Genomic DNA, 25,699 nt, shown 5'->3' with positions numbered 1-25,699 from the left:
CATCATTTTAGGCCCGATTCGTGTCGCGCACGTTTTGGCGTGCCGTTTGCAGGGCGGGCCCGCGCGTGGGGCGCGGCGCTACGCGGGGCGCCGCGCGTTCAGGATCACCTGCGTGACGATTCCCGCGACGAGCCCCCAGAACGCCGAGCCGATCGACAGCAGCGTGAGTCCCGACGCGGTGACCATGAACGTGACGAGCGCGGCCTCGCGCTGCTTCACGTCCTGCATCGCGTTCGCGAGCCCGCTCATGATCGAGCCGAACAGCGCGAGCGCGGCGACCGACACGACGAGCGCTTTCGGCAGCGCCGCGAACAGCGCGGCGATCGTCGCGCCGAAGATCCCGGCGATCAGGTAGAACGTGCCGCACCACACGGCGGCCGTGTAGCGCTTCGCGTGGTCCTCGTGCGCTTCGGGGCCGGTGCAGATCGCCGCGGTGATCGCCGCGAGGTTCACGCCGTGCGAGCCGAACGGCGCGAGCAGCAGCGAGGCGAGGCCGGTGGTCGCGATCAGCGGCGACGACGGTGTCGCGTAGCCGTCCGCGCGCAGCACCGCGATGCCCGGCACGTTCTGCGACGCCATCGCGACGACGAACAGCGGAATGCCGATGCTGACGATCGACGCGAGCGAGAACGCGGGCATCGTGAACACGGGCTGCGCGAGCGCGATGTGAAAGCGGCTGAAGTCGAGCAGGCCGAGGCCGCCGGCCACCGCGGTGCCGACGACCAGCGTCGTGACGATCGCGTAGCGCGGCGCGAGCCGCTTGACGATCAGGTACGTGAAGAACATCGCGAGCACGAGCGCGGTCTGGAACTGCGCGGCGCGGAAGATCTCGATGCCGATCTCGAACAGGATGCCCGCGAGCAACGCGGCCGCGATGCCGGCCGGAATGCGCCGCATCAGCGTATCGAACAGCCCGCTCACGCCGACTGCGGTCAGCAGCAGCGCGCACACGACGAACGCGCCGATCGCCTCGGGATACGGCACGCCGGGCAGCGACGCGATCAGCAGCGCGGCGCCGGGCGTCGACCAGGCGACCACGACGGGCGCGCGAAAGCGCAGCGACAGCCCGATCGTCGTCAGCGCCATGCCGATCGACAGCGCCCAGATCCACGACGAGATCTGCGCGTCGCTCAGGTGCGCGGCGCGACCGGCCTGGAACATCAGCACGAGCGAGCTCGTGTAGCCCGTCATCATCGCGACGAAGCCGGCGACGAGCGCGGAGACGGACGTATCGGTGAAAAAGCGGCGGCCGCCGGCGCGCGCTGCGCTCGCGGTGGGCGAAGGATTCATGCTATCTCCGGGGGGGAGGGCCGCTCGGACGCGGCCTTCGTGTCTGCGGGTTGGGTTCGTTACTTGCTGAGCGCGCGCATCGCGGTTTCGAGGCCCGCGAGCGTGAGCGGATACATGCGCTGGCCGAGCAGGTCGCGGATCACCGCGACCGATTGCCGGTATTCCCATAGCCGCTCGGGCTCGGGGTTCAGCCATGCATGGTGGGGGAACTGGTCGGCGAGGCGGCGCAGCCAGACGGCGCCGGCTTCCGCGTTGTTGTATTCGACCGAGCCGCCGGGCTGCAGCACCTCGTACGGGCTCATCGTCGCGTCGCCGACGAAGATCAGCTTGTAGTCGGGCGTGAACTTGTGCAGCACGTCCCACGTCGCGGTGCGCTCCGAATGACGGCGGCGGTTGTTCTTCCACAGGTGGTCGTACACGCAGTTGTGGAAGTAGTAGAACTCCAGGTGCTTGAACTCGGCTTTCGCGGCCGAGAACAGCTCCTCGGTGCGCTTGATGTGGTCGTCCATCGAGCCGCCGACGTCGAGCAGCATCAGCACCTTCACGTTGTTGTGGCGCTCGGGCACCATCCGCAGGTCGAGCCAGCCCGCGTTCGCGGCCGTGCTGCGGATCGTGCCGGGCAGGTCGAGCTCCTCGGCCGCGCCTTCGCGTGCAAAGCGGCGCAGGCGCCGCAGCGCGACCTTGATGTTGCGCGTGCCGATCTCGACCGAATCGTCGTAGTCGCGGTACGCGCGCGCCTCCCATACCTTGACCGCCGTGCGGTTGCCGTTCGACGGGCCGCCGATGCGCATGCCCTCGGGATTGTAGCCGCCGTGCCCGAACGGCGACGTGCCGCCCGTGCCGATCCACTTGTTGCCGCCTTCGTGGCGTTCCTTCTGCTCGTCGAGCAGCTCCTTCAGGCGTTCCATCAGCTTGTCGAGCCCGCCCATCGCGTCGATCTGCGCCTTTTCCTCCGGCGACAGCTCGCGTTCGAGGCGCTTCTCGAGCCAGTCGAGCGGGAGATCGAACGCGTCGGACGGCAATGCGGACACGCCGTGGAAATACGCGCCGAACGCCTGGTCGAACTTGTCGAAGTACTGCTCGTCCTTGACGAGCGTCATGCGCGCGAGGAAGTAGAACGCGTCGATCGACGGCGAGATCAGCCCGGCCTTCAGCGATTCGAGCAGCGTCAGGTATTCCTTCACCGAGACGGGCAGCTTGGCTGCGCGCAGCGCGTAGAAGAAATTGAGCAGCATGGCCGGGCCTTCGCGGGTGGGTTACCGGTTGTGCCGGTTCATGTAGACGAGCCGCTCGAGCAGGCTCAGATCCTGCTCGTTCTTCAGCAGCGCGCCCGCGAGCGGCGGCACGATCTGCTTCGCGTCGACGCCGCGCAGCGCGTCGGCCGGGATGTTCTCGGCGAGCAGCAGCTTCAGCCAGTCGAGCAGCTCGGACGTCGACGGCTTCTTCTTCAGCCCCGAGACGGTGCGCAATTCGAAGAAGCTCTCGAGCGCCGCGCGCAGCAGTTCCTCGCGGATGTTCGGGAAGTGGACCGCGACGATCTTCTGCATCGTCGACGCGTCGGGAAACTGGATGTAGTGGAAGAAGCAGCGGCGCAGGAACGCGTCGGGCAGCTCCTTCTCGTTGTTCGACGTGATGATCACCAGCGGGCGGTGCTTCGCGCGCACGGTCTCGCGCGTCTCGTACACGTGGAATTCCATCCGGTCGAGCTCGCGCAGCAGATCGTTCGGGAATTCGATGTCGGCCTTGTCGATCTCGTCGATCAGCAGCACGCTCGGGCGCTCGGCGTCGAACGCCTGCCACAGCACGCCCTTCACGATGTAGTTCGAGATGTCCTTCACGCGCTCGTCGCCGAGCTGCGAGTCGCGCAGCCGCGATACCGCGTCGTATTCGTACAGGCCCTGCTGCGCTTTGGTCGTCGACTTGATGTGCCACTGCAGCAGCGGCATGTCGAGCGCGGCCGCCACTTCCTCGGCGAGCATCGTCTTGCCGGTGCCGGGCTCGCCCTTGATCAGCAGCGGGCGTTGCAGCGTCAGCGCGGCGTTGACCGCGAGTTTCAGGTCGTCGGTGGCGACGTAGTGCGAGGATCCTTCGAAACGCATGGTGGCGCTCTTCTTAATCGCAAAAAAACCCAGTATAAGTCAGAAGGGCTGTCCAGTCGGGCCGGGGGCGCGTATCGTTGCGGAGCTGCGGCGGGGCGGACCGGGCCGCCTGGTGGACGCGTTCCCCGCCGACGCGGTACAATCTGGCCGTTTTTTTTGGCCTGCGTGGCGATCCGATAAGCAAAACGGCGCGGGCCGTTGCCGCTTCGGCGCCAGTTTCCCCTCAAGCTAGGTTACAAGAGCTATGAACAAATTCGTCGGCAAACACGTCGTTGTCGCGGCGCTCGTGGCGCTCGCGGGCAGCGCGCAGGCGGCCGGTGTGGTCGGCAACCCGAAGGACGGGGCGGGCAAGGCCGCCATGTGCATCGGTTGCCACGGCATCCAGGATTACCGCGCGGCGTACCCGGAGGTCTACCGGGTGCCCGTCCTTGGCGGCCAGAACCAGCAATACCTCGAGAACGCGCTGAAGGCGTACCGCAAGAAGGATCGTCATTTCCCGTCGATGAACGCAATCGCCGGTTCGCTGACGGACCAGGACATCGCGGATCTGGCGGCCTACTACGCCGCCCAGAAGGCCGACACGAAGGACAATCCCTACAAGTAAAGCGCGCGCCGCCGATCTGACCGGCGGGACAGGAGCATTCATGAACAACGCATTCAAGACGGCGGCGGTTGCACTGGTGGCCGGCCTCGCGATCGGTACCGCGCACGCGGCGGACATCGCGAAGGGCAAGGAACTGGTCGAGTCGCACAACTGCGCGGCCTGCCACGGCGCGCAACTGAACAAGCCGATCAACGCCGAGTATCCGCGCCTCGCGGGCCAGCACGCCGATTACCTCGTGTGGTCGATGCGCCAGTACCAGATGGGGCTGACGAACCCGCTGCTCGGTCGCAACAACGCGATCATGCAGGCGCAGGTCCAGAACCTGTCGGTCAGCGACATGAAGGACATCGCGGCCTACATCGAGTCGCTGAAAGAGACCGATCTGGTCTTCAAGAAGTAAGAGAAGTAAGCGCGCCGGGCCTTGCCGGTCCGTGCAGCAGAAATACCCCGCCATGGCGGGGTATTTTTTTGTCCGCGGCGCTCAGTCGCGCGACGCGCGGCGCAGGATGCGCTGCAGGTACGCGTCCGTATCGGGCGGCGTGCCGGTGCGCTGCGCTTCCCAGATCGTCTCGCCGAGACATTCCATGATCATGTGCTGCGCTTCGTGCGTCGAGTCGAGCTTCGCGGCCAGCTTGTCGTGCGCGGCGCGGATGCCGGGCGGCTGGTCGATCGACAGCTGCTCGCTGATCGCGAGGTGCATCGACAGGTGCAGGAACGGGTTCGTGCGGCCTTCCTCGGGCGTGTAGTCGCGCGCGGTGGCGCCGTCGGCGTCCGCCAGGTCGGCGTGGTATTCGGGGTGCTCGACGATCCAGTCGGCTGCCATCGCTTCCAGCGGCGTCAGGATCTCGCCGGCGCGCTGCTTGCGCCAGGTCTCGGTGAAAAAGCGACGGACTTCGTCGCGACTCGGATTGAACATGGTGGGGAAACGTCGTGATTCGGGCGGCGTCATGCCGCGTCGCGCATTGTACGCCGGGTCGGCGTGCGGTGCTGGCGGCGATGGCGGGTAGGCGGGGCGCGCATCGTGGCGGTCCGTGGGTGGCGTGGGCGGCATGGGCGGGCGTAGGCGGCGTACGCGGGAGCCAGCCTGCGCGGCCGCCGCGCCGCGCAACGGGTAAGCGCGGGCTAGGCTGCCGGCTGCCGCGCCGCTACACTCCGACGATTCCCGTCGTCGCGCTTGCCCCGCTCAACCCGCTCAACCCGCTCAACCCGCTCAACATGTCCGCCGCCGCCCGCTCATCGTCCCCCGCGCTGCAGGGCGCACTTTATGTCGCGCTGTCCGCCGCCGCATTCGGCGCGATGGCGATCTTCGGCCGCTATGCGTATGCGGCCGGCGTCGACGTGCTCGGGCTGCTGATCGTGCGTTTCGCGATCGGCGGCGCGATTCTCGCCGCGATCGCCCGGCATCGCCGCGTCGCATGGCCGCGCGGCCGCACGCTGGTGCCGCTCGTGGCGATGGGCGCGCTCGGCTACGTCGGACAGTCGTTCTGCTATTTCAGCGCGCTCCAGCATGCGCAGGCGAGCCTCGTCGCCTTGCTGCTGTACCTGTATCCGGCCTTCGTCACGCTGCTCGCCGCGTGGTGGCTCGGCGAGCGCTTGACGCGCGCGAAGGCGGTCGCGCTCGTGCTCTGTGTCGCGGGCTCCGCGCTGATGGTCGGCGGCGGCCACGGCGAGCCGCTCGGCATCGCGCTCGCGCTGGCCTCCGCGGTGATCTATTCGCTGTACATCGTCGGCGGCACGAAGGCGACGCGCGGCGTCGATCCGCTCGCGACCACCGCGATCATCTGCCTGTCGGCAACCGCGACGCTCGTCGCGATCGCGATCGTGCGGACCGCGGCGTTCGGCGTGCCGCCGCGCTGGCCGGCGACGGCCGTCGGCTGGGCGTCGATGCTCGCGATTGCGCTGGTATCGACGGTCGCCGCGATGCTCGCGTTCTTCGCCGGGCTCGAGCGGCTGGGCGCCGCGCGTACGTCGATGCTGTCGACGCTCGAACCGGTCGTGACGGTCGCGCTCGCGGCGCTGCTGTTCGGCGAGGCGCTGTCGCCGCTGCAGTGGGCCGGCGGCGTCGCGATCCTCGCGGCCGTGCTGGCGCTGGTGCGCGCGGGCGGCGCGGCGGCTGACGACGCAACGGCGACGTCCAACGCATAGCAGGGAAGGAAGGCCGCCGGCGCGGCAATGGGGCCGGCGGGTTGCAACACGCGCGGCCCGTCAGCCGCGGTTCGCGCTCAGTCGTTCGGCGGCGGCGTCTTCGGCCGGAATTCGCACAGCGGCTCGATCGCGCAGTGCCAGCATTCGGGCTTGCGTGCCTTGCACACATAGCGCCCGTGCAGGATCAGCCAGTGATGCGCGTCCTGCAGGAATTCCTTCGGCGTGAACTTCTCGAGCGCGGCCTCGACGGCCCGCACGTCCTTGCCGGGCGCGAGCCCCGTGCGGTTTGCGACGCGGAAGATATGCGTGTCGACCGCGATCGTCGGCTGCCCGAACGCGGTGTTCAGTACGACGTTCGCGGTCTTGCGGCCGACGCCCGGCAGGCTCTCGAGCGCTTCGCGATCGGCCGGCACCTCGCCGTCGTAGCGCTCGAGCAGGATGTTGCACGCGGCGACCACGTTCTTCGCCTTGGTGCGGTACAGGCCGATCGTCTTGATGTAGTCGGCGACGCCTTCTTCACCGAGCGCGACGATTTGTCGCGGGGTGTTCGCGACCGGAAACATCTTGCGCATCGCCTTGTTGACCGACACGTCGGTCGCCTGCGCGGACAGCATCACCGCGATCAGCAACTCGAACGGCGTCGTGTATTCGAGCTCGGTGGTCGGATGCGGATTGAGGCTTTGCAGCGTTTCGTAGATCGCGCGTCGTTTGGTGGCGTTCATGGACGGTTCTTGGGCGGCGCGGACGGGCTGGCCCGGTCGTCGTTGTTGTCTGGATCGTCGTTGTCGCTTTCGTTGCCGTTTTCGTCGCCGGCTGCCGCGGCGTGCTCGTCGCGCTGCGCCTGCTGCTCGGCGAGCCGCTTGCGGCGGGCTTCGGCCGCGTCGATCTGCGCCTGCACGGCCGCGCTCACGCCTTCGGTGTTCCTGGGCCCGGTGCCTTGCTCGGACAGCTCTTCCTTCTTCTTGCGCGCGCGTTCGAGCGCGGCGGCGATGATCGCGCGTTTCTTCGCGTCGGCGTCGTCGGCCGGGGCGGCGCTCGGTGCGTCGGGCTGTTTGCCGGGCTCTGCCGCCTCCGGCGCCGCCTTGGCCGCACCGGCGCTGGCCGCGCGCCGGGCGGCGGCGCGCGCTTCGGCGGCCTCGCGTTCGCGGCGCTGGCGGGCGAGCCGGCGGTCGTGGCGCTCGCGCGCGGCGTCCGCCTGCTGCTGCGACCACGCGTCCCAGCCGGTGCGCTCGCCGGTCACGGGGACCATCGCGATGCAGTCGACCGGGCAGGGCGGCACGCAGAGGTCGCAGCCCGTGCACAGCGATTCGACGATCGTGTGCATCTGTTTCGGTGCGCCGACGATCGCGTCGACCGGGCACGCCTGCATGCACAGCGTGCAGCCGATGCACAGGCTTTCGTCGATGAACGCGACCGCGCGCGGATGCTCGGTGCCGTTGACGGGGTTCAGCGGGATCACGGGCTTGCCGAGCAGGCTCGCGAGGCGCGCGATGCCTTCGGCGCCGCCGGGCGGGCACTGGTTGTAGTTCGCGTCGCCGGCGGCGATCGCGTCGGCGTACGGACGGCAGCCGTTATAGCCGCACTTCGTGCATTGCGTCTGGGGAAGCAGATCTTCGATGCGATCCGCGAGGGTCTTGGAATCAGTCACGGTGACAACGGGCGCTGTGGCGCCGAATGGCTCTCGGCCGCGTGTGGCGCGGCCGGAAAGGTTTGCCAAACCTTGATTATCGCCGATTTCCCGCATTGCGCTGGACGCCGTCTGTGCGCATAATCGAACCGCTTTTTTGCAGGGGCTCAGCAGGAGGGCGGCCGCACGTGGTGCGCCCGTTCCAGGGCGGCCGGCGCCGAGGCGGTGGGGGTGCCGGTCCGGATCACGCGGCTCACATAGCAAAACGCCACATGAATCAGCCAAAAATCAAAAGAGATCCTGAAGGTACGCGCCGTCGCATCCTGATGGCGGCAGCCGAAGAGTTCGCGAGTGGAGGGCTGTTCGGCGCACGCGTCGATCAGATCGCACGCCGGGCCGAAACCAACGAGCGCATGCTCTATTACTACTTCGGCAGCAAGGAGCAGCTGTTTACGGCCGTGCTCGAGCACGCGTTCTCCGCGCTGACCGAGGCGGAGCGCGTGCTGGATCTCGATGGCGTCGCACCCGTCGAAGCCGTCACGCGGCTCGCGCATTTCATCTGGGATTACTACCGCGATCATCCTGAGCTGCTGCGGCTCATCAACAACGAGAACCTGCACGAAGCGCGCTACCTGCACAAGTCGACGCGGATCCGCGAGATGATGTCGCCGATCGTCGCGAAGCTCGGCAACGTGCTGATGCGCGGCCAGAAGGCCGGGCTGTTCCGCGGCGACGTCGATCCGCTGCACTTCTACGTGACGCTGTCGGGGCTCGGCTACTACATCGTGTCGAACCGCTTCACGCTCGCGGCGACGCTCGGGCGCGACTTCAGCGACGCCGACGAACGTGCGGAGATGGTCAGGATGAACACCGAGGTGCTGCTCGCGTATCTGCTGCGACGCTGAGCCGTGCGCCGATGCGCGGCCCGCTCGCGGCCGCCCGCTGCATAAGAAAACGCCGCCGTGCATACCAGCAACGGCGGCGTTTTTGCGTCGGAATGCGGCGTGTCAGGCGGCCTTGCGCGCGCGAAGTGATTTCGCCCGTGTGCTGCCCGCGCTTTTCGCGGCGGGCGCGGCCTTCGCGGCTGCCGTCCTGGCGGGGGCGACCGTCGCGGCCGGTGCCTTCGCGCGCACGCGTTTCGCGACGGTGGCGCGCGTCGTTTCGGGCTGCTTGCTGGACGGCACCGCGGCAAGCGTCGTCGTGACCGGTGCCTCGGCGGGCGTCTTCGCCATGCCGTTCTTCGGTTCCGGCGCATGCTCGCGGATGAAGTCGCGCAGTTGCGGGTAGATGATCGTGCGCCAGCGGCGGCCCGAGAAGATCCCGTAGTGACCGCACTTCTCCGCGGTCAGGCTGCGGCGATCGTCCTGCGGGATGCCCGTGCACAGCTCGTGCGCGACGTGCGTCTGGCCGCTGCCCGAGATGTCGTCGAGCTCACCCTCGATCGTCATCAGCGCGGTGTGCTTGATGTCCTGCGGGCGCACGCGCTCGCCTTCGACATCCCACGTGCCTTCCGCGAGCCGGAATTCCTGGAACACGACGCGGATCGTCTCGAGGTAGTACTCGGCGGCCATGTCGAGCACCGCGTTGTATTCGTCGTAGAACTGGCGGTGCGCTTCGGCGTCTTCCTCGTCGCCGCGCAGCAGGCTCTGATAAAAATCCCAGTGCGATTGCGCGTGGCGTTCCGGGTTCATCGCGACGAAGCCCGTGTGCTGCAGGAAGCCCGGATACACGTGACGGCCTTCGCCCGGATAATTCGCGGGGACCGTGTGGATCACGTTGTTTTCGAACCACGAGGTCGAGTGCTGCGTCGCGAGCGAGTTCACCGAGGTCGGGCTGCGGCGCGCGTCGATCGGGCCGCCCATCATCGTCATCGTGAGCGGGGTGTCCTCGCCGCGGCTCGCCATCAGCGAGATCGCCGCGAGCACCGGCACCGTCGGCTGGCACACGGAGATCACGTGCAGGTTGCGCGCGCCGATGTGACGAATGAATTCCTGGATGTACGCGACGTAGTCGTGCAGGTGGAACGGGCCGACCTCGACCGGCACCATCCGCGCGTCGATCCAGTCGGTGATGTACACCTTGTGATCCTGCAGCAGCGTGCGCACGGTATCGCGCAGCAGCGTCGAATGGTGGCCCGACAGCGGCGCGCAGACCAGCACGACCGGCTCGTCCTTCAGTTGCGTGACGGCGTCGGCGTCGTCCGAATAGCGCTTGAAGCGCAGCAGCCGGCAGAACGGCTTCTCGACGATCGTCTGCTCGACGATCGGGATGTTGTGGCCGTCCTTGACGATCTGGTGCAGGTTGAACTCGGGCTTTTCGTAATCCTTGCCGAGCCGGTACATCAGCTCGTAAGCGGCCGCCATCCGCGTCGCGCCGGGCATCAGCGAGAACGGGCTGGACGGATTGGCGAACGACTTGGAGGCGGCCTGGGCCCAGGCCGTAAGCGGGCTCAACATGGCCCGCTGGAATTCGTGCAGTTGGTAAAGCATGCAGACTACTCCCGCTTGGGGGACGGTGCGCAGGGGCGGTGTGGTGCGTCGCGGCGTGCCGTGTGGGTCAGCGACCGGCCATATTGCAGTGCGGCCGGACAATCGAGTTGATCATATCGGACAACGATGAATGTTGCAATGCAACATTTCCCCGATTTTTCATCAAACTTTTGCGAATTGACGATCTCTGAAGAAGCCGCGCCGCCGCCGTTCAGCGCCCCGTCGCCATGGCCGGGGCCGGGGCCGGCTGGCCTGCCGCGCGCGCCATTGCATCTTCGTGGTGCATGAGGTTCATCGCGGTATGCACCAGCGCTACGTGCGAAAACGCCTGCGGGAAATTGCCGACGAGCCGGCCTTCGACCGGATCGTATTCCTCGGCAAGCAGCCCGAGGTCGTTGGACAGCGCGAGCAGCCGGCTGAACAGCCGGTGCGCGTCGTCGATCCGGCCGAGCAGCGCGTAATTGTCGACCAGCCAGAAGCTGCATGCGAGAAACGTGCCTTCGCCGGGCGGCAGGCCGTCGTCGTATTCGGTCGTGCGGTAGCGCATCACGAGCCCGTCGTGCAGCAATTCCCGCTCGATCGCCTCGACCGTACCGACGATGCGCGGGTCTTCCGGCGGCAAGAAGCCGAGCAGCGGCATCAGCAGCACGCTCGCGTCGAGCTCGTCGCTGCCGTAGCTTTGTGCAAACGACTGTTTGCCTTCATGCCATGCGTTGTCGCATACATCAGCGTGGATCCGGTCGCGCAGCGCGCGCCAGCGGTCGAGCGAGCCGGGCAGCCGGAACATCTCCGCCGACTTGATCGCGCGGTCGAACGCGACCCACGCCATCACCTTCGAGAACGTGAAATGGCGGCGGCCGCCGCGCGTTTCCCAGATGCCTTCATCCGGCTCCTGCCAGATCTTCTCGAGATGATCGAGCAGCGCGCATTGCACGGACCAGACCGTGTCGTCGGCCTGCAGGCCGCCCACGCGCGCGAGATGCAGCGCGGCCATGATCTCGCCGAACACGTCGAGCTGCAGCTGGTTGGCGGCGCCGTTGCCGACGCGCACCGGCTTCGAATCCTGGTAGCCGGGCAGCCAGTCGAGCTCCATTTCCGGCAGCCGGCGCTCGCCGGCGATCCCGTACATGATCTGGATCTGCTCGGGCGAGCCGGCCATCACGCGGCCGAGCCACGTGCGCCACGCGCGCGCCTCGTCGTAGTAGCCGCCGCGCATCAGCGCGAGCAGCGTGATCGTCGCATCGCGCAGCCAGCAGTAGCGATAGTCCCAGTTGCGGTTGCCGCCGATCTTCTCGGGCAGCGACGTGGTGGGCGCCGCGACGATGCCGCCGGTTGGCTCGTACGCGAGCGCCTTCAGCGTGATCAGCGAGCGGCGCACGGCGGCCGCGTAGCGGCCCTGCACCTGGCAGCGCCCCGACCATTCGAGCCAGTAGTTCTCGGTGCGCGCGAGCATCGACAGCGGGTCGCGCGCGGGCGGCAGCCGCAGGTGGGACGCCGCGTAGCCGAGCGAGAACGGGATGCGCTCGTCGGCGCTCACCGTGAATTCGGCGAGCGTGTGCAGGTTCTTGCCGGTGAGTTCGACCGGCGTGCGCAGCACGACCGTATCGGGTCCGGCGATTGCTTTCACCCCGTTCTCGCGTGACAGCTGCGTGACCCACGGGATCGAGAAACCGTAGTCGAAGCGCAACACCAGCTCCATGCGCATCTTCATCGTGCCGTGCCGGCCGACGACGATCCGCACGAGTTCCGACCAGCCGTTGCCGGGCGGCATGAAGTCGATCACGGTCACGGCGCCGTCGGCGCTTTCGTAGTCGGTTTCGAGAATCAGCGTGTCGCCGCGGTAGCGGCGTGACGTGTGCGTGATCGCGGCGTCGGCGGCCGGCGCGAGCAGCCAGCGGCCGTGCTCGGGGGTGCCGACCAGCGCCGCGAAACAGGCGCCCGAATCGAAGCGGGGCCAGCACAGCCAGTCGACGGAGCCTTCTTTCGAAATCAGCGCGGCGGTGTGTCCGTCGCCGACGAGGGCGTAGTCTTCGATCAAGGCGGGCATGGGCAAGCGGTCCTTGGGTTATTCGAGTTCACAATGCAGGCTGCGGCGCCCGGGCTTCACGTGTCGGCGTCGCGCCCCGTATACTCGGCCGGGCGGCGGAGCGCAGGAACGGCCGGCGTTTCGTCCTATCTCAACACTTGAAGCGACTCGATGCAAGGAGGATTCAATGCCCAACCGTTTACGCGAGCATGACGCACGCGCTTCGACACGAGCGTTCCCGCTTAGGCTCGCTCACTGGATGAAAGGTTTCGCGCTCGTGCTTTCCTTGTCCGCGACCTCCAGCTTTGCACAACAATCGCCGGCAGCGGCCGACGGCGCCTTCCACCTGCTCGTCGGCACCTATACGGGGCGCGGCAGCGACGGCATCTATGTGTACCGCTTCGATACGAAAACGGGCAGCGTCGCGCCCGTATCGTCGGCGAAGACGGTAAATCCGTCCTATCTGTTGCCAAGCCGCGACGGTCGCACCGTCTACGCGGTCAACGAACTGCCCGGCGACAACGGACCGGCCACTCAGCGCGGCGGCATCAGCGCGTTCGGCTTCGATCCGAAAACGGGTGCGCTCACATTCATCGACCGCGTGTCGTCGGAAGGGAACGACCCGTGCTATCTCGCGCTGTCGCCGGACGGCAAGTACCTCGTCACGGCGAACTACTCGGTCGCGGCCGATCCGGGCGGCAGCTTCGCGGTGTTCCCGACCCGCGACGGCGGCTCGGTCGGTCCGGCCGTGCTGACCGTGCACCACGAAGGCACGGGGCCCGTGAAGGGCCGCCAGGACGGCGCGCACGTGCACTCGACGGTGTTCTCGCCCGATGGCCGCTACCTGTTCGTGCAGGATCTCGGCGCGGACAAGCTCTACGGCTACCGCTACACGGTGGACGGCAGCCGCGGGCTGATCAGCCCGACCGACACGCGCTACACGCCCGTGAAGACCGGCTCCGGCCCGCGTCACATGGTGTTCGGCGCCGACGGGCGGTTCGCGTACGTGACGAGCGAACTCAACGCTTCGGTCGAGGTGTTCGGCTACCACGACGGCAAGCTGACGCCGGTCCAGACGCTGCCGATGACGGTGCCGGGCTTCAAGGGCAAGGTCGGCGGCGGCGCGATCCATCTGTCTCCGGACGGCCGCTTCCTGTACGTGACCAACCGCGGCGACGTGAACGAGATCGTGATCTACGCGGTGAATCAGGCCGACGGCCGGCTGAAAACTGTCGGCCGCCAGTCGAGCCTCGGCAAGACGCCGCGTGAATTCCTGATCGATCCGACCGGCAAGTGGCTGATCGTCGGCAACCAGGACAGCGACACGTTCTACGTGTTCAGCCGCGATGTCGAAACGGGGCAGCTCGGCGCGAATCCGCAGAAGGTGGCGCTCGGCAGCCCGGTCGACTTCAAGCTGGTGCCGGTGGCGCAGTAAATGCACGAAGGGCGCTGCCGAGGCAGCGCCCTTTCCGTGTCGGGCGGCCGCTTGCGCGGGGCGCCCGGATCGATCGTCGGCGGCCTTCCGGCCGCGATGCTCAGTCGGCCGCGGCCGGCACGAGCACCTCGCGGCTGCCGTTGATGCCCATCGCCGACACGAGTCCGGCCGCTTCCATCTGCTCGACGAGGCGCGCGGCACGGTTGTAGCCGATGCGCAGCTGACGCTGCACCGACGAGATCGACGCACGCCGCGTGCGCACGACGAACGCGACCGCTTCGTCGTACAGCGGATCGGCTTCCGCATCGGGCGCGTCGCCGAACAGGTCCTGCGTCGCACCGTCGGCGGCGGGGCCGTCGAGAATCCCTTCCTCGTACTGCGGCTCGCCGAACTGCTTCAGGTATTCGACGATCCGGTGCACTTCCTCGTCGGCGACGAACGCGCCGTGCACGCGCTGCGGGTAGCCGGTGCCCGGCGGCAGGAACAGCATGTCGCCCTGGCCGAGCAGCGATTCGGCGCCCATCTGGTCGAGGATCGTGCGCGAGTCGATCTTCGACGACACCTGGAACGCGACGCGCGTCGGAATGTTGGCCTTGATGAGGCCGGTGATCACGTCGACGGACGGGCGCTGCGTCGCGAGGATCAGGTGGATGCCGGCCGCGCGCGCCTTTTGCGCGAGACGGGCGATCAGCTCCTCGATCTTCTTGCCGGCGACCATCATCAGGTCGGCCAGCTCGTCGATCACGACGACGATCAGCGGCAGCTTCGACAGCGGCTCTGGATCTTCGGGCGTCAGCGAGAACGGGTTGCCGATCTTCTTTTCCTTCGCTTCCGCGTCGCGGATCTTCTGGTTGAAGCCCGCGAGGTTGCGCACGCCGACGGCCGACATCAGCCGGTAGCGCTTCTCCATTTCGCCGACGCACCAGTTCAGCGCGTTCGCCGCGAGCTTCATGTCCGTGACGACCGGCGCGAGCAGGTGCGGGATGCCTTCGTAGACCGACAGCTCGAGCATCTTCGGGTCGATCATGATCAGCCGCACGTCCTCGGGCGTCGCCTTGTACAGCAGCGACAGGATCATCGCGTTGATCGCGACCGACTTGCCGGAGCCCGTCGTGCCGGCGACCAGCATGTGCGGCGCCTTCGCGAGATCGGTGACGACCGGGTGGCCGGTGATGTCCTTGCCCATCGCGATCGTCAGCTGCGACGTCGAGTGCTGGTACTGGCGCGATTCGAGGATCTCCGACAGGCGGATCATCTGGCGTTTCGCGTTCGGCAGCTCGAGGCCCATGCAGGTCTTGCCGGGAATCGTCTCGACGACGCGGATCGACGTGAGGCCGAGGCCGCGCGACAGGTCCTTCATCAGGCCGACGATCTGGCTGCCGCGCACGCCGAGCGCGGGTTCGATCTCGAAGCGGGTGATCACCGGGCCCGCCGATGCGCCGACCACCGTCACCGGCACCTTGAATTCCTGCAGGCGCTGTTCGATCACCTGGGCCGTCTGCGCGAGATGTTCCTCGGTGATCGGTTCGACGTCGAAGGACGCGGGCTCAAGAAGATCGAGCGTCGGCAGTTCGACATTGAACGACGCGGGCGCGTGGAATTCGAATGCGTTCGGACGCGGCGGGCGTTCGGGTGCGGCGGGCGCGTCGGGGGCCGGGGCGCTCGGTTCTGCGAGTGCAGCGGGTTCGGCTGCAGGCTGCAGGGTGGCCGCGGGAAGCGTTGCGGCCGGGAGCGGCGCGGTCGTGGCGGTCGGGATCGCGGTGCCGGTCGTTGTGGGCGTTGCGCCGGCGCTGGGCATCGCCCAGCTCGATGGCGCGGCAGCAGGAGCCGGCGCGGCGGTGAACGGCTGGGCCTGCGGCGCCGGGGTGGGCGCGATCGGTGGGGTCGGTGGCGCCGCGTCGATGGAGGCGGCGCCCGGAACGGAGACGATCGGCGATGCCGACGCCGACGGGTTCGCGGAAGTCGGGGGCGTGGCCGGTGCCGTCGCGGTGGGAGTTGTTGCGGCGACGGAGGCAAGCGCGCCGCTCGTCGAAACTGGCGTGCCGCCGAATGCGGCGGGCGAAGCGGCCGCGATCGGGCTCGTCGGAGCGAGCGCGCCGGAAGACGATGCCGGGGAGGTGGTAACGGCAGCGGCAGCGGCGGGCGCGGTGCCGCCGGTTGCCGTCTGCGCTGCGGCAGTCGACATGGACGGTTGACCGATCGCCGAAGCGTCAGGCACGCGGCTCGACAGTGCTGCCGAAGGCGTGGCCGACGCGCCAGGCGTTGCGGTAAATGCGCTACCCGACGCGGCTGACGACACGGCGGCAGGCGACACCGGCGTGCTTGGTGCCGGTTGCGAGGCGGCTGCGTTGAAGGACGCGCCGATCGATGCAGGTGCCAAGGAGGCCGTCACGGTCGGCGCCGTCGCAGCAGGTTGCGCGGCGAGCATGCCCGACGCGCCCGTCGCGGAGGTCGCGGGGGGCGCCGAGGTTGCAGAGGTTGCAGAGGTTGCAGAGGTTGCAGAGGTTGCAGAGGGCGCAGAGGTTGCAGACGTCGCAGAGGGCGCGGCCGCTGCGAACGGTGCGGATACCGAAGACGGCGCCGTGGTCGGGCTGGAAGCGCCCACTGCGGACGTCGGGACGGACGCCGCGACCGATGCGGCCGGTTGCGACAGCGAACCGGAGGCCGTGTTCGTCATGCCGGCAAACGAAGGCGTGGCGGCGAGCGGCGTGCTGTTCGACGTGTTCGCCGGTGTCGGCGCTGCGGAACCGGACGTGGTGCCGATGTGCGACGGCGTGCCAGCTACCGGGGCTGTCTGCACGGCAGCGAAGGGTTCAGCGGACAGCGGTTTCGACCACGACGCGGGCGCAGCAGATTCGACGGACGCGGGTTCAGCGCTTGCAAAGGTCGACGCAGAAGACGCAGATGCAGACGCAGGTGTTGCGCGTTGCGCGTCTGCGGGCAACGGCGCGGTTTCGCCAGCGTGCTTTTCCGGAGCCTTCCAGACCGTTCCCGTAACGGTGTCGGCCAGCGTGGTATTCGACGCGGCAAAGGGCGCCGCCGTCGCTGCCGCGACGGGCATTGCGTCGGCGGTCTGACGCGTTGGCGTTGCCGCGATCGACGAAGCGGGGAGGGGAGTGCCCGGCGCGACCTGCTGGACGGGCTTCACGTCGTCCAAGGTTGCGTGTGCGTGTTGTTTCGCGTCGACCGATACGCCGGTATCGGCAGGAGGCGCGGATTGCGGCTGGAAGTGGCCGACGATCCCGGCGGCCATGGCCGTGTCCTTCGCATCGACGGTGCGACTCGTATCGCTTGCCGTCGGTGTAACGGCAGCAGCAGGCGCTTCGACAGCCGCATGTGCCGCCAACGGCTCACGCGTGGCCGACAACGGCGCAGCAATCGGACTCTGCTGTGATTCGCCGAGTCCGGAAACCGGTGAGCTGACGATGTCTTCCCACGGCGCAAAGTCGATCGGCGCATCGAATGCCGGCGCGGCAGGGACATCGACACCGTGCGGATGCTCGCTGTCCGCATGACGCGTCGGCGCGTCGGTCTCGACGGCGGAATCCGACATGGCATATCGCGCGGCGTCACTGAACGTCGAGGTGCCGGTATCAATAACATCAACTGCATCAACAGCAGGCGCGCGCACGGTTGGCTCGGCCGGCATGAACGCATCCAGCACGATCGGTGCGTTATCGTCGTATGCCGACGCAGCTTCGTGCGCATCCGGACGGCCTGCGTCGTGAGGTGCGAACTGACGCGCATCCTGAACGACGCCAGCCGGTACGGCCATCGATGCGGTCGATGCAGCCGATGCCGAGGATGCCGAGGATGCCGAGGATGCCACCGCGGCCGCACTGCCCGCAGCAGCAACCGTGCCGACCACGGTCGCTACGGTCGCTCCGGCGGCCGTCGCCGGCGACGCATCGGTCGGACTCACGCCATCCAGCGCCGCCCACTGCGCGGTGCTGGCTTCGATGGAGCGCAGCGTGTCGTGAACGCTCGGCGCGGGCGTGATCGGCTCCGCGGGCTGCTGCACCCATGCATAGAGCGGCGCGCGTGCCGGCGCCGGTGGCGCGGGGCGGCGGCGCGCAGCATCCTGCGACTGGCCGCCGGCACCGGCGCCGATTCCCGTCACCGGGCGCGCCGGCGTGCGCGGCGGCGGCGCGCCAACCGGACGCGGCGTGACCGCGGTGCGTGGCGCGGCCGGCTGCTTCAGCGCGGCCGTGGCCGGTCGCGCGGCGGTCGGTTGCGGCCGAACGGGCTCGAACCCGGCCGGCAGCGGGGCCGGACTGGGGCGCGGGACTTGTGCGTTCGCGGCGGCGCGCGCGAGGCTGGCGGTGCTGCCGGTCGTCGGGGGCGGCATTGCGCTCGCCGTGCCCGGTGCGGGCGGTGCCGGCATCCGGCTGGCCGGCGTCGGCTTCAGCCAGCCCGACGGCGCGACCGGCTCCGCGAGCGGGCGCGGCGCTGGCTTGCTGCGCGGCTTCGGCCGGGCCTGCGGATCGGGTTTCCACACCGTCGGGCGCGAATACCGGCCGTTCTGCCGCGGCGCCATCGAGTTGACGGTATGGGCGGTCGTCGGCTGCACGAGGTCGTCGTCGCGGTGCAGCGCGCTGCGCGGCAGATCGGCGACGCCGCGCACATCGTCGTCGTCGACGTCGCGCGCGAGCTTGACGCCGAACGACGTGTCGACCCACGCGGCGAACTGCCGCCAGCCGATGCCGGACAGCCACGGCAGGCCCGCGAAGAACAGCACGACCATCGCGACCGGCGTGCCGATCGGGCCGAGCACGTGCGCGAAGCCGTTCGAGAACGCGTGGCCGAGCGCATTCGTGTCGGGGCCCGACAACGGGCTCGTCAGTGCGCAGCTCGCGACGAACACGGCCGCGAAGCCCAGCCACAGGCGAATCGAGCCGCGGCCGGCGAGGCCGCCGCCACCGGGCAGCATCGCCTGAACGAGACGCCAGAACAGAAGGAGGAACCAGACGGCGGAGATGCCGAACCAGCCGAAGACAACCGTGTGCATGCTTTGATGAAACAGGAAGAGGGCGGGGAGCGCGGTGCGCGACCCGCCGAGTTTAACCGGCCGACGAACAGGACTCTAATGCAGCATGAAGGCAGCGGTGCGCTTCCACGCTGCGGGACGGATGCGTCCGGGTTCCGCGCGTGGTGAAGGCGGCCGGCCGGCCCTCGCCCGCGCGCTGCATCAGGGGCTCCGGCGCGTGAAGGTCAGCGTCGCGCCGGCTTCGGTCACGATCTGCAGTTGCTGCGGCTCGCGCATCTGCACGCCGGTCTTTGCGATGTGCGCGAGCGCATCGAGGTACGCGTGCTCGAGCTGGCCGCCGAGCGCGTTCGGGCACGCCATGCGCGTGCCGGCAAGCGGTCCGAAGCTCAGCAGGCCGTTCTTCAGCGCATAGGTGCCCATGTAACGGTTGCAGCCGGAAAAGCCGCTGGCGCGCCGGATGCCCGATTCGGTGGACAGCGCGAGCTTGATCGGCTCGCCGTTGTCGCCGTGCGGAATCGTGCGCGACGTGCCGTCGGCGTTCAGCCAGCTCGTGAGCTCCCAGCTCGTGTCGTCGAGCAGCTGGACGGCGGCCGGGTTGTACGGATCGGGTGCGGGGGCGGCGGAATCGGGGTGGGTCGGCATCGCGCAGGCGGCGAGAAGCGTGGCAAGCGTCAACGCGCAGAGCGGCGCGCGCAACGGGCGAAGCAGACCGGTGCGTGCGCGTGCGGCGGCGGACAAGTGGGACATGAGCCTCGTTCCTCATCGGATTCTGAACAAGGCGTAAGAGTAACGCACCCGCCCCGCACGAGGCGAGCCGACACTTCGCGCATGAAAACGTTCGCATCCCGCCTGAGGGCCGCGCGCGGCGGGGCAGCGGCGCGACGGCGCGACGAAAGCGGCCAAACCGGCGCCGGTGCGCGTGTTAACATCGAAGCCGTTTTCGTCCTCCAACAGAACCAGCGGGAAATCACATGCAGATCGGTCAGCGGCTCGGTACGCCGCTTTCTCCCTCGGCCACGCGCGTCATGCTGCTCGGCGCGGGCGAACTCGGCAAGGAAGTCATCATCGCGTTGCAGCGGCTCGGCGTCGAAGTCGTCGCGGTCGACCGCTACCCGGACGCGCCGGGCCACCAGGTCGCGCATCGTGCGCACGTGATCGACATGACCGACGCCGCCGCACTGCGCGCGGTCGTCGAGGCCGAGCGTCCGCACCTGATCGTGCCGGAGATCGAGGCGATCGCGACCGACGCGCTCGCCGCCATCGAGGCAGCCGGCCTGGCCGAGGTGATCCCCACCGCGCGCGCGACGCAGCTCACGATGAACCGCGAAGGCATCCGCCGGCTCGCGGCCGAGGAGCTCGGGCTCGCGACGTCGCCGTACGCGTTCGCGGATTCGTTCGACGCATTCAGCGCGGCCGTCGCGAAGATCGGCATGCCGTGCGTCGTGAAGCCCGTGATGTCGTCGTCGGGCAAGGGGCAGTCGGTCGTGCGGAGCGAAGCCGACGTGAAGCCCGCGTGGGACTACGCGATGGCGGGCGGCCGCGTGAACCACGGCCGCGTGATCGTCGAAGGCTTCATCGATTTCGAATACGAGATCACGCAGCTGACCGTGCGCGCGATCGACCCGGCGACGCTCGAGACGCGCACCTACTTCTGCGAGCCGGTCGGCCACGTGCAGGTGGCGGGCGACTACGTCGAATCGTGGCAGCCGCAGCCGATGAGCGCGCTCGCGCTGGAAAAGTCGCGCGAAATCGCGCACAAGGTGACCGAGGCGCTCGGCGGGCGCGGATTGTTCGGCGTCGAGCTGTTCGTGCGCGGCGACGACGTCTGGTTCTCCGAGGTGAGCCCGCGGCCGCACGACACCGGCCTCGTCACGCTCGCGTCGCAGCGCCAGTCGGAGTTCGAGCTGCATGCGCGCGCGATTCTCGGGCTGCCGGTCGATCCGACGCTCGGTTCGCCGGCCGCGTCGGCGGTGATCTACGGCGGGCTCGACGAGCGCGGCATCGCGTTCGAGGGCGTGCGCGACGCGCTGGCCGTGCCTGGCGCCGACCTGCGCCTGTTCGGCAAACCGGAAAGCTTTGCGAAGCGGCGCATGGGCGTCGCACTCGCGACCGGCGCGAGCGTCGACGAAGCCCGCGAACGCGCGAAGCGTGCCGCGGCGGCCGTGCGGCCCGTGTCGGCGCGCTGACGAGACGAGGCGCGCGCGATGACATCGACATGGCGGTGGATCGGACGAATCGGCAGGCTGGGCGCCGCGCTGGCGCTGGTCGTCAGTCTCACGGGGTGCGGCGTCGCGGCCGCACCGTGCCGGATCGCATCGGCCGGGCTGAAGATCGTGCCGCTCGTTGGCCATGTCGCGGCCGCGCCGACCGACGCGTGCGCCGACGTCATCGATCCCTGAGCGCCGAACCCTCGTCCCCTCGGGCCATCGCCAACGATAACCGCGCGTTCCGCTAGGGCGCGCTTCCACCCGTCTCGTGAAAGGATCTGCATGATTCGCCAAACCTTCGTCGCGCTCGCGCTGGTCGGCTCCGCCGTCTCCGTCGCGCATGCCGCGCAACTGACCGTCGAGGAAATCGACGCCGATGCGCGCGAGCAGACCATCTATCAGTGCGCGAACGTGAAGCAGCCGGTACGCGTGTCGTACTGGCGCGCGGCCAACGGCCAGAGCTTCGCGCTGGTGCCGGTCAACGGACAGCAGTTGCTGTTCGTCGATACCGTATCGGCGTCGGGCGCGCGCTACCAGGCCGGACGCTATACATGGTGGACGAAGGGCAGGGAAGGGACGCTGCGCGACGAGATCGCCGACCAGAATGCTGCGCCGCTGCTGGGCGACTGCATGCAGGTCGAGAAGAAGAAAAAGAAGAAGGGCTGAGTGCCGCGCGCGATCGGATACGCGATGCGGTTGAACCGATCTCGCTGCGACCGGCTCGCCCGGCTCGGCCGCCCGGGGCGCGTCCTGAACCGGACGGCAGCTCGGGCGGCCCCCGGGCCTCGCCGGCTGCCCACTGATTTTCCCGATCAACACGACCACGATCCGGCCCCGAATGGCAGCCATCGGCCGATCGGGCTAGCCCGATCGACCGCCACATCGCCGCGCCCGGCCTCCCGGCGCACGCCGCGAACCGCCGCCCAGGGCCGTTCACGGTGTTGTCACGGACAGATGGCCGCGCAGTGCTACAATACGGCCCTTTCCGCCGGCATTCGCGCCGAACGGAGTCCGCACGGCCTGTGGTGCCCGTTGTTCGAATCGAACCGGTCCCGAGCGCCAGAGCGGCGCCGCGCGGCGCGCCGCGGCTCCGTCTACTTCCGAATTGTGATGAGCGCAGGCCCGGCGGGCCTGACGCACGATGTCCCCGCCGCGCCTTTTGAGCGAAACGCCACCATGTCCGATTCTGTCGCCAAGCCAGTCGACGCAACCTTCGATCAATTCGGCCTTGCCGCCGATATCCTGAAAGCCATTGCGGAGCAGGGTTATACGACGCCGACGCCGATCCAGGCGCAGGCCATTCCCGTCGTGCTCGCCGGGCGCGACGTCATGGGCGCCGCGCAAACCGGTACCGGCAAGACCGCGAGCTTCTCGCTGCCGATCATCCAGCGGCTGCTGCCGCAGGCCAGCACGAGCGCATCTCCGGCGCGTCACCCGGTGCGCGCGCTGATCCTCACGCCGACCCGCGAGCTCGCCGACCAGGTCGCCGCGAACGTGCACGCGTATGCGAAGCACACGTCGCTGCGCAGCGCGGTCGTGTTCGGCGGCGTCGACATGAATCCGCAGATGGCCGAGCTGCGCCGCGGCGTCGAGATCCTGATCGCGACGCCGGGCCGCCTGCTCGACCACGTGCAGCAAAAGACGGCGAACCTCGGTCAGGTCCAGATCCTCGTGCTCGACGAAGCCGACCGGATGCTCGACATGGGCTTCCTGCCCGACCTGCAGCGCATCCTGAACCTGCTGCCGAAGGAACGCCAGACGCTGCTGTTCTCGGCCACCTTCTCGCCGGAAATCAAGAAGCTCGCATCGACTTACCTGCGCAACCCGCAGACGATCGAGGTCGCGCGCAGCAACTCGACCAACGCGAACGTCACGCAGATCGTCTACGACGTCGCCGAAGGCGACAAGCACGGGGCCGTCGTGCAACTGTTGCGCGATCGCGGGCTCAAGCAGGTGCTCGTGTTCTGCAACAGCAAGATCGGCGCGAGCCGGCTGGCGCGCAATCTCGAGCGCGACGGCGTGGTCGCGTCGGCGATCCACGGCGACAAGTCGCAGCTCGAGCGGATGCAGGCGCTCGACGCGTTCAAGCGCGGCGAGATCGAGGCGCTGGTCGCGACCGACGTGGCCGCGCGCGGTCTCGACATCGCCGAACTGCCGGCCGTGATCAACTTCGACCTGCCGTTCAACGCGGAAGACTACGTGCACCGGATCGGCCGCACGGGCCGCGCGGGCGCGACGGGCGATGCGCTGTCGCTGTGCAGCCCGAACGAGCGCAAGCAGCTGGCCGATATCGAAAAGCTGATCAAGCGTCCGCTCGAGGTGCAGACGCTCGCGCTCGACAAGCCGTCGCGTCATCGTCACGACGAGCGCGGCGGCGAGCGTGCCGGGGAGCGCAGCGGCGAACGCGGTGGTGAACGCGGCGGCCGTCGCGAGCGCGACGAGCATCGCGGTGCGTCGGCGCGTCGTTCAGGTGGGTCCGAGCGTAGCGGCCATCATCGTCGCCACGAGGCGCCGGTCGACGATTTCTTCCTGAAGCCGTACGAACCGTCGGTGCCGGCGACGCAGCCGGACGAGACGCAGTCCGCGCAGCAGCACGAGAAGAAGGGGCCGAAGCGTCAGGTCGCCGCGCTGCTCGGCGGCTTCGGGATGCCGCGCAAGCCGTCGGCGTAAGCGGGCGGTTCAAGAGGTTGGTGCGGCGCGCGAGCGCTGCCCGCTGAAACGGGTACATGCGATGAGCATGTGCCCGTTTTTCATTGGGCGAGTGGATTGCGAGTAGGTCGGTGAGCGGGGGCCATGACGTGCCGCGTGGGGAGGGCGTAGTCCGGGTGACGCTCCGGTGCCTTGTGGTCAGCGCGCGTGCTGCCTCGTGCAACCGGATTCGGCGCTGACGGATGCAGGAACACGGTCGGCACGGACCGGCGTCCCGCGCGCGATTCAATCGGCGCGCTGTCCGAAGCGGCGCGCCCACACGTCGGTCGCGGCCGCGTAGAACGCATCCATCGTATCGCCCGACGGATCGCCATCGACCGCCAGGCCGAGATGCGCGGCGGCGGCCCGCAGCGCCGGCAGCGGATCGTCGCGTTCGAGCGCGATCGCGCCCGTCTGCTTGCTGAGCTTTTCGCCATTCGCGTCGACGACGACGGGTACGTGCAGATAGGTGGGTGTCGGCACGCCGAGACAGCGCTGCAGGTAGATTTGGCGCGCGGTCGAATCGAGCAGGTCGGCGCCCCGCACGACGTGCGTGATGCCCGCGTCGGCATCGTCGACCACGACCGCGAGCTGATACGCCCATTGGCCGTCCGCGCGCTTCAGCACGAAATCGCCGACTTCGGTCGCGAGGTTCTGCGTTTGCGTGTGCTGCCAGAGGTCGTCGAACGTGACGATCGCATCGTCGCCGTCCGGCACGCGCAGCCGCCACGCGCGCGCGGGCTTGCCGTGCAGGCCGGTGCGGCAGGTGCCCGGGTACGCGAGCGTCGTGTGGCGCTCGTGCGCGGCACGCAGCGAATCGGCGATTTCCTTGCGCGTGCAGCCGCACGGATAGACGCGCCCCGCGGCGACGAGCCGTTCGAGCGCGGCCGCATACTCGGCGTCGCGCGTGCTTTGCCACACGGGCGGCTCGTCGGGCGTCATGCCGAAATGCGCGAGCGTCGCGAGGATGTCGTCGGCGGCACCGGGCACCGTGCGCGGGCCATCGATGTCCTCGATGCGCACGAGCCACGCGCCGCCGTGCGCGCGCGCGTCGAGCCAGCTCGCGAGCGCACCGACCAGCGAGCCGAAATGCAGCGGGCCGGTGGGCGACGGCGCGAAGCGGCCGCGATAGCCGTTCATCGGGGCACGGCGCAACGCGCGCTTACGCGGCGCTGGCTGCCTGCGCGCAGGCCGGGCACGACTTGCCGGGCACGTAGCTCGGCGATTGTTGCGCTTCCGGCGTGACGACCGCGCGGCACGCGAAGCACGTGACGTTCTCGGTCGGCTGCAGTTGCGGGTTCAGCGCGGTGCGGTAGTCGAACACGAAGCAGTCGCCGTGATAGTGCGCGCCGCCGACTTCCTCGAAATACTTCAGGATCCCGCCCTCGAGCTGGTACACGTTGTCGATGCCGATTTCCTTCATGTGGATCGCCGCCTTCTCGCAACGGATCCCGCCGGTGCAGAACGACACGACCGTCCGGCCCTCGAGATCGGCGCGGTTCGCGTCGATCACTTCCGGGAACTCGCTGAACTTGTCGATCCGGTAGTCGAGCGCGCCGTCGAACGTGCCGACGTCCACTTCGAACGCATTGCGCGTGTCGAGCATCACGACCGGGCGGCCGGCGTCGTCGTGGCCACGGTCGAGCCACGCCTTCAGCGTGCGTGCATCGACCGACGGCGCGCGGCCGAGCTCGGGCTTGATCGCGGGCTTCTTCATCGTGATGATCTCGCGCTTCAGGCGCACGAGCATCCGGCGGAACGGCTGCGAGTCGGACAGGCTCTCCTTGAACTGCAGCGTCGCGAACTTGCCTTCGAACAGCGGATCGTGGCGGATGTAGTCGATGAACGCGTCGGTCGCTTCGCGCGGGCCGGCGATGAACAGGTTGATGCCTTCCGGCGCGAGCAGGATCGTGCCGCGCAGGCCGAGTTCGTTGCAGCGGGCGGTGACGAGGGGGCGCCATTGCTCGGTCGCGTCGATCGACACGAAGTGGTAGGCGGCGAGGTTGACGATGGTCATGATGGTCCGACGGGAAACGGCCGCGGCCGTGCGGCGGGCGCACGGCGGCCCCGCAAAAAAGGGTGCGAAGCCGGGGCGAAGATTC

The 25,699-nt window shown here is 68.6% G+C and carries 21 protein-coding genes; 9 read left to right on the top strand and 12 right to left on the bottom strand.

Annotation, left to right across the window (positions count from 1 at the left end; translation table 11 throughout):
* Positions 1 to 78: 78 nt before the first annotated feature.
* Genes ACP26O_RS12030 through ACP26O_RS12020 form a run of 3 tightly spaced genes read right to left on the bottom strand, consistent with a single transcriptional unit; the run spans position 79 to position 3,389 of the window.
* Positions 79 to 1,290: a benzoate/H(+) symporter BenE family transporter gene (locus ACP26O_RS12030; protein ID WP_175665014.1), complete on the bottom strand. Its 1,212-nt coding sequence runs from the start codon at positions 1,288 to 1,290 to the stop codon at positions 79 to 81.
* Positions 1,291 to 1,349: 59 nt separating this feature from the next.
* Positions 1,350 to 2,525 carry a vWA domain-containing protein gene (locus ACP26O_RS12025; RefSeq protein ID WP_175665013.1) on the bottom strand — a complete coding sequence of 392 codons (1,176 nt, stop codon included), beginning with the start codon at positions 2,523 to 2,525 and terminating at the stop codon, positions 1,350 to 1,352.
* A gap of 21 nt (positions 2,526 to 2,546) precedes the next feature.
* The gene (locus ACP26O_RS12020) at positions 2,547 to 3,389 is read right to left on the bottom strand and encodes an AAA family ATPase (protein WP_012364377.1); all 843 of its coding nucleotides are present in this window, start codon (positions 3,387 to 3,389) and stop codon (positions 2,547 to 2,549) included.
* A 244-nt stretch (positions 3,390 to 3,633) separates the two neighbouring features.
* On the opposite strand from ACP26O_RS12020, the gene ACP26O_RS12015 reads away from it, so the two are divergent.
* Together ACP26O_RS12015 and ACP26O_RS12010 are read left to right on the top strand one after the other, a co-directional pair.
* Positions 3,634 to 3,993: a c-type cytochrome gene (locus ACP26O_RS12015; RefSeq protein ID WP_006754446.1), complete on the top strand. Its 360-nt coding sequence runs from the start codon at positions 3,634 to 3,636 to the stop codon at positions 3,991 to 3,993.
* Positions 3,994 to 4,033: 40 nt separating this feature from the next.
* The gene (locus ACP26O_RS12010) at positions 4,034 to 4,393 is read left to right on the top strand and encodes a c-type cytochrome (protein ID WP_126228269.1); all 360 of its coding nucleotides are present in this window, start codon (positions 4,034 to 4,036) and stop codon (positions 4,391 to 4,393) included.
* Between the two features lie 81 nt (positions 4,394 to 4,474).
* On the opposite strand, the gene ACP26O_RS12005 is transcribed toward ACP26O_RS12010, so the two are convergent.
* Positions 4,475 to 4,942: a DUF1841 family protein gene (locus ACP26O_RS12005; RefSeq protein ID WP_373421674.1), complete on the bottom strand. Its 468-nt coding sequence runs from the start codon at positions 4,940 to 4,942 to the stop codon at positions 4,475 to 4,477.
* 266 nt (positions 4,943 to 5,208) lie between these two features.
* Between ACP26O_RS12005 and ACP26O_RS12000 the strand changes: the two genes are divergently transcribed.
* Entirely contained in the window at positions 5,209 to 6,138 is a 930-nt protein-coding gene (locus ACP26O_RS12000) for a DMT family transporter (protein ID WP_175665012.1), read from the top strand.
* 77 nt (positions 6,139 to 6,215) lie between these two features.
* Here ACP26O_RS12000 and nth read toward each other — a convergent pair whose 3' ends face one another.
* Positions 6,216 to 6,860 carry an endonuclease III gene (gene nth / locus ACP26O_RS11995; RefSeq protein WP_175656566.1) on the bottom strand — a complete coding sequence of 215 codons (645 nt, stop codon included), beginning with the start codon at positions 6,858 to 6,860 and terminating at the stop codon, positions 6,216 to 6,218.
* Positions 6,857 to 7,882, bottom strand: coding sequence for an electron transport complex subunit RsxB (gene rsxB / locus ACP26O_RS11990; protein ID WP_175665011.1), 1,026 nt, complete (start codon positions 7,880 to 7,882; stop codon positions 6,857 to 6,859). The genes nth and rsxB overlap by 4 nt, the downstream gene beginning before the upstream one ends.
* Before the next feature lie 155 nt (positions 7,883 to 8,037).
* Between rsxB and ACP26O_RS11985 the strand changes: the two genes are divergently transcribed.
* On the top strand, positions 8,038 to 8,670 hold the full coding sequence (locus ACP26O_RS11985) for a TetR family transcriptional regulator (protein WP_011657546.1): 633 nt from the start codon (positions 8,038 to 8,040) through the stop codon (positions 8,668 to 8,670).
* A 102-nt stretch (positions 8,671 to 8,772) separates the two neighbouring features.
* Here the strand turns inward: ACP26O_RS11985 and ACP26O_RS11980 are convergent, their stop codons facing one another.
* On the bottom strand, positions 8,773 to 10,254 hold the full coding sequence (locus ACP26O_RS11980) for a polyhydroxyalkanoate depolymerase (RefSeq protein WP_175665010.1): 1,482 nt from the start codon (positions 10,252 to 10,254) through the stop codon (positions 8,773 to 8,775).
* A 211-nt stretch (positions 10,255 to 10,465) separates the two neighbouring features.
* A complete protein-coding gene (locus ACP26O_RS11975; protein ID WP_011657544.1) occupies positions 10,466 to 12,301 on the bottom strand; it encodes a glycoside hydrolase family 15 protein in 1,836 nt (611 codons plus the stop codon).
* 166 nt (positions 12,302 to 12,467) lie between these two features.
* Here ACP26O_RS11975 and ACP26O_RS11970 point away from each other — a divergent pair, with 166 nt between their 5' ends.
* On the top strand, positions 12,468 to 13,715 hold the full coding sequence (locus ACP26O_RS11970; RefSeq protein WP_175665009.1) for a lactonase family protein: 1,248 nt from the start codon (positions 12,468 to 12,470) through the stop codon (positions 13,713 to 13,715).
* A 100-nt stretch (positions 13,716 to 13,815) separates the two neighbouring features.
* Here ACP26O_RS11970 and ACP26O_RS11965 read toward each other — a convergent pair whose 3' ends face one another.
* Both ACP26O_RS11965 and ACP26O_RS11960 read right to left on the bottom strand, forming a co-directional pair.
* A complete protein-coding gene (locus ACP26O_RS11965; protein WP_426356240.1) occupies positions 13,816 to 18,723 on the bottom strand; it encodes a DNA translocase FtsK in 4,908 nt (1,635 codons plus the stop codon).
* A 180-nt stretch (positions 18,724 to 18,903) separates the two neighbouring features.
* Entirely contained in the window at positions 18,904 to 19,449 is a 546-nt protein-coding gene (locus ACP26O_RS11960) for an META domain-containing protein (protein WP_011657541.1), read from the bottom strand.
* A gap of 224 nt (positions 19,450 to 19,673) precedes the next feature.
* Here ACP26O_RS11960 and purT point away from each other — a divergent pair, with 224 nt between their 5' ends.
* The 4 genes from purT to ACP26O_RS11940 all read left to right on the top strand — a co-directional run bounded on the left by purT (position 19,674) and on the right by ACP26O_RS11940 (position 23,579).
* Entirely contained in the window at positions 19,674 to 20,888 is a 1,215-nt protein-coding gene (gene purT, locus ACP26O_RS11955; protein WP_126228264.1) for a formate-dependent phosphoribosylglycinamide formyltransferase, read from the top strand.
* A gap of 18 nt (positions 20,889 to 20,906) precedes the next feature.
* On the top strand, positions 20,907 to 21,101 hold the full coding sequence (locus ACP26O_RS11950) for a DUF6726 family protein (RefSeq protein ID WP_175665007.1): 195 nt from the start codon (positions 20,907 to 20,909) through the stop codon (positions 21,099 to 21,101).
* Between the two features lie 90 nt (positions 21,102 to 21,191).
* Positions 21,192 to 21,575 carry an MliC family protein gene (locus tag ACP26O_RS11945; RefSeq protein ID WP_175665006.1) on the top strand — a complete coding sequence of 128 codons (384 nt, stop codon included), beginning with the start codon at positions 21,192 to 21,194 and terminating at the stop codon, positions 21,573 to 21,575.
* 444 nt (positions 21,576 to 22,019) lie between these two features.
* Positions 22,020 to 23,579, top strand: a complete 1,560-nt coding sequence (locus ACP26O_RS11940; RefSeq protein WP_175701257.1) for a DEAD/DEAH box helicase — start codon at positions 22,020 to 22,022, stop codon at positions 23,577 to 23,579.
* A 264-nt stretch (positions 23,580 to 23,843) separates the two neighbouring features.
* Here ACP26O_RS11940 and gluQRS read toward each other — a convergent pair whose 3' ends face one another.
* Complete coding sequence (gene gluQRS, locus ACP26O_RS11935; RefSeq protein WP_175665004.1) at positions 23,844 to 24,737, bottom strand: tRNA glutamyl-Q(34) synthetase GluQRS; 894 nt, start codon at positions 24,735 to 24,737, stop codon at positions 23,844 to 23,846.
* A gap of 22 nt (positions 24,738 to 24,759) precedes the next feature.
* Positions 24,760 to 25,614 (bottom strand): sulfurtransferase, encoded by an 855-nt coding sequence (locus tag ACP26O_RS11930; RefSeq protein ID WP_011657537.1) that lies wholly within the window; start codon positions 25,612 to 25,614, stop codon positions 24,760 to 24,762.
* Positions 25,615 to 25,699: the final 85 nt, after the last annotated feature.

Origin of the sequence: Burkholderia sp. R-40 (genome assembly GCF_049942845.1) — a bacterium.
GTDB lineage: Bacteria > Pseudomonadota > Gammaproteobacteria > Burkholderiales > Burkholderiaceae > Burkholderia > Burkholderia ambifaria.
This window is presented reverse-complemented; position numbering and strand designations above follow the sequence as displayed.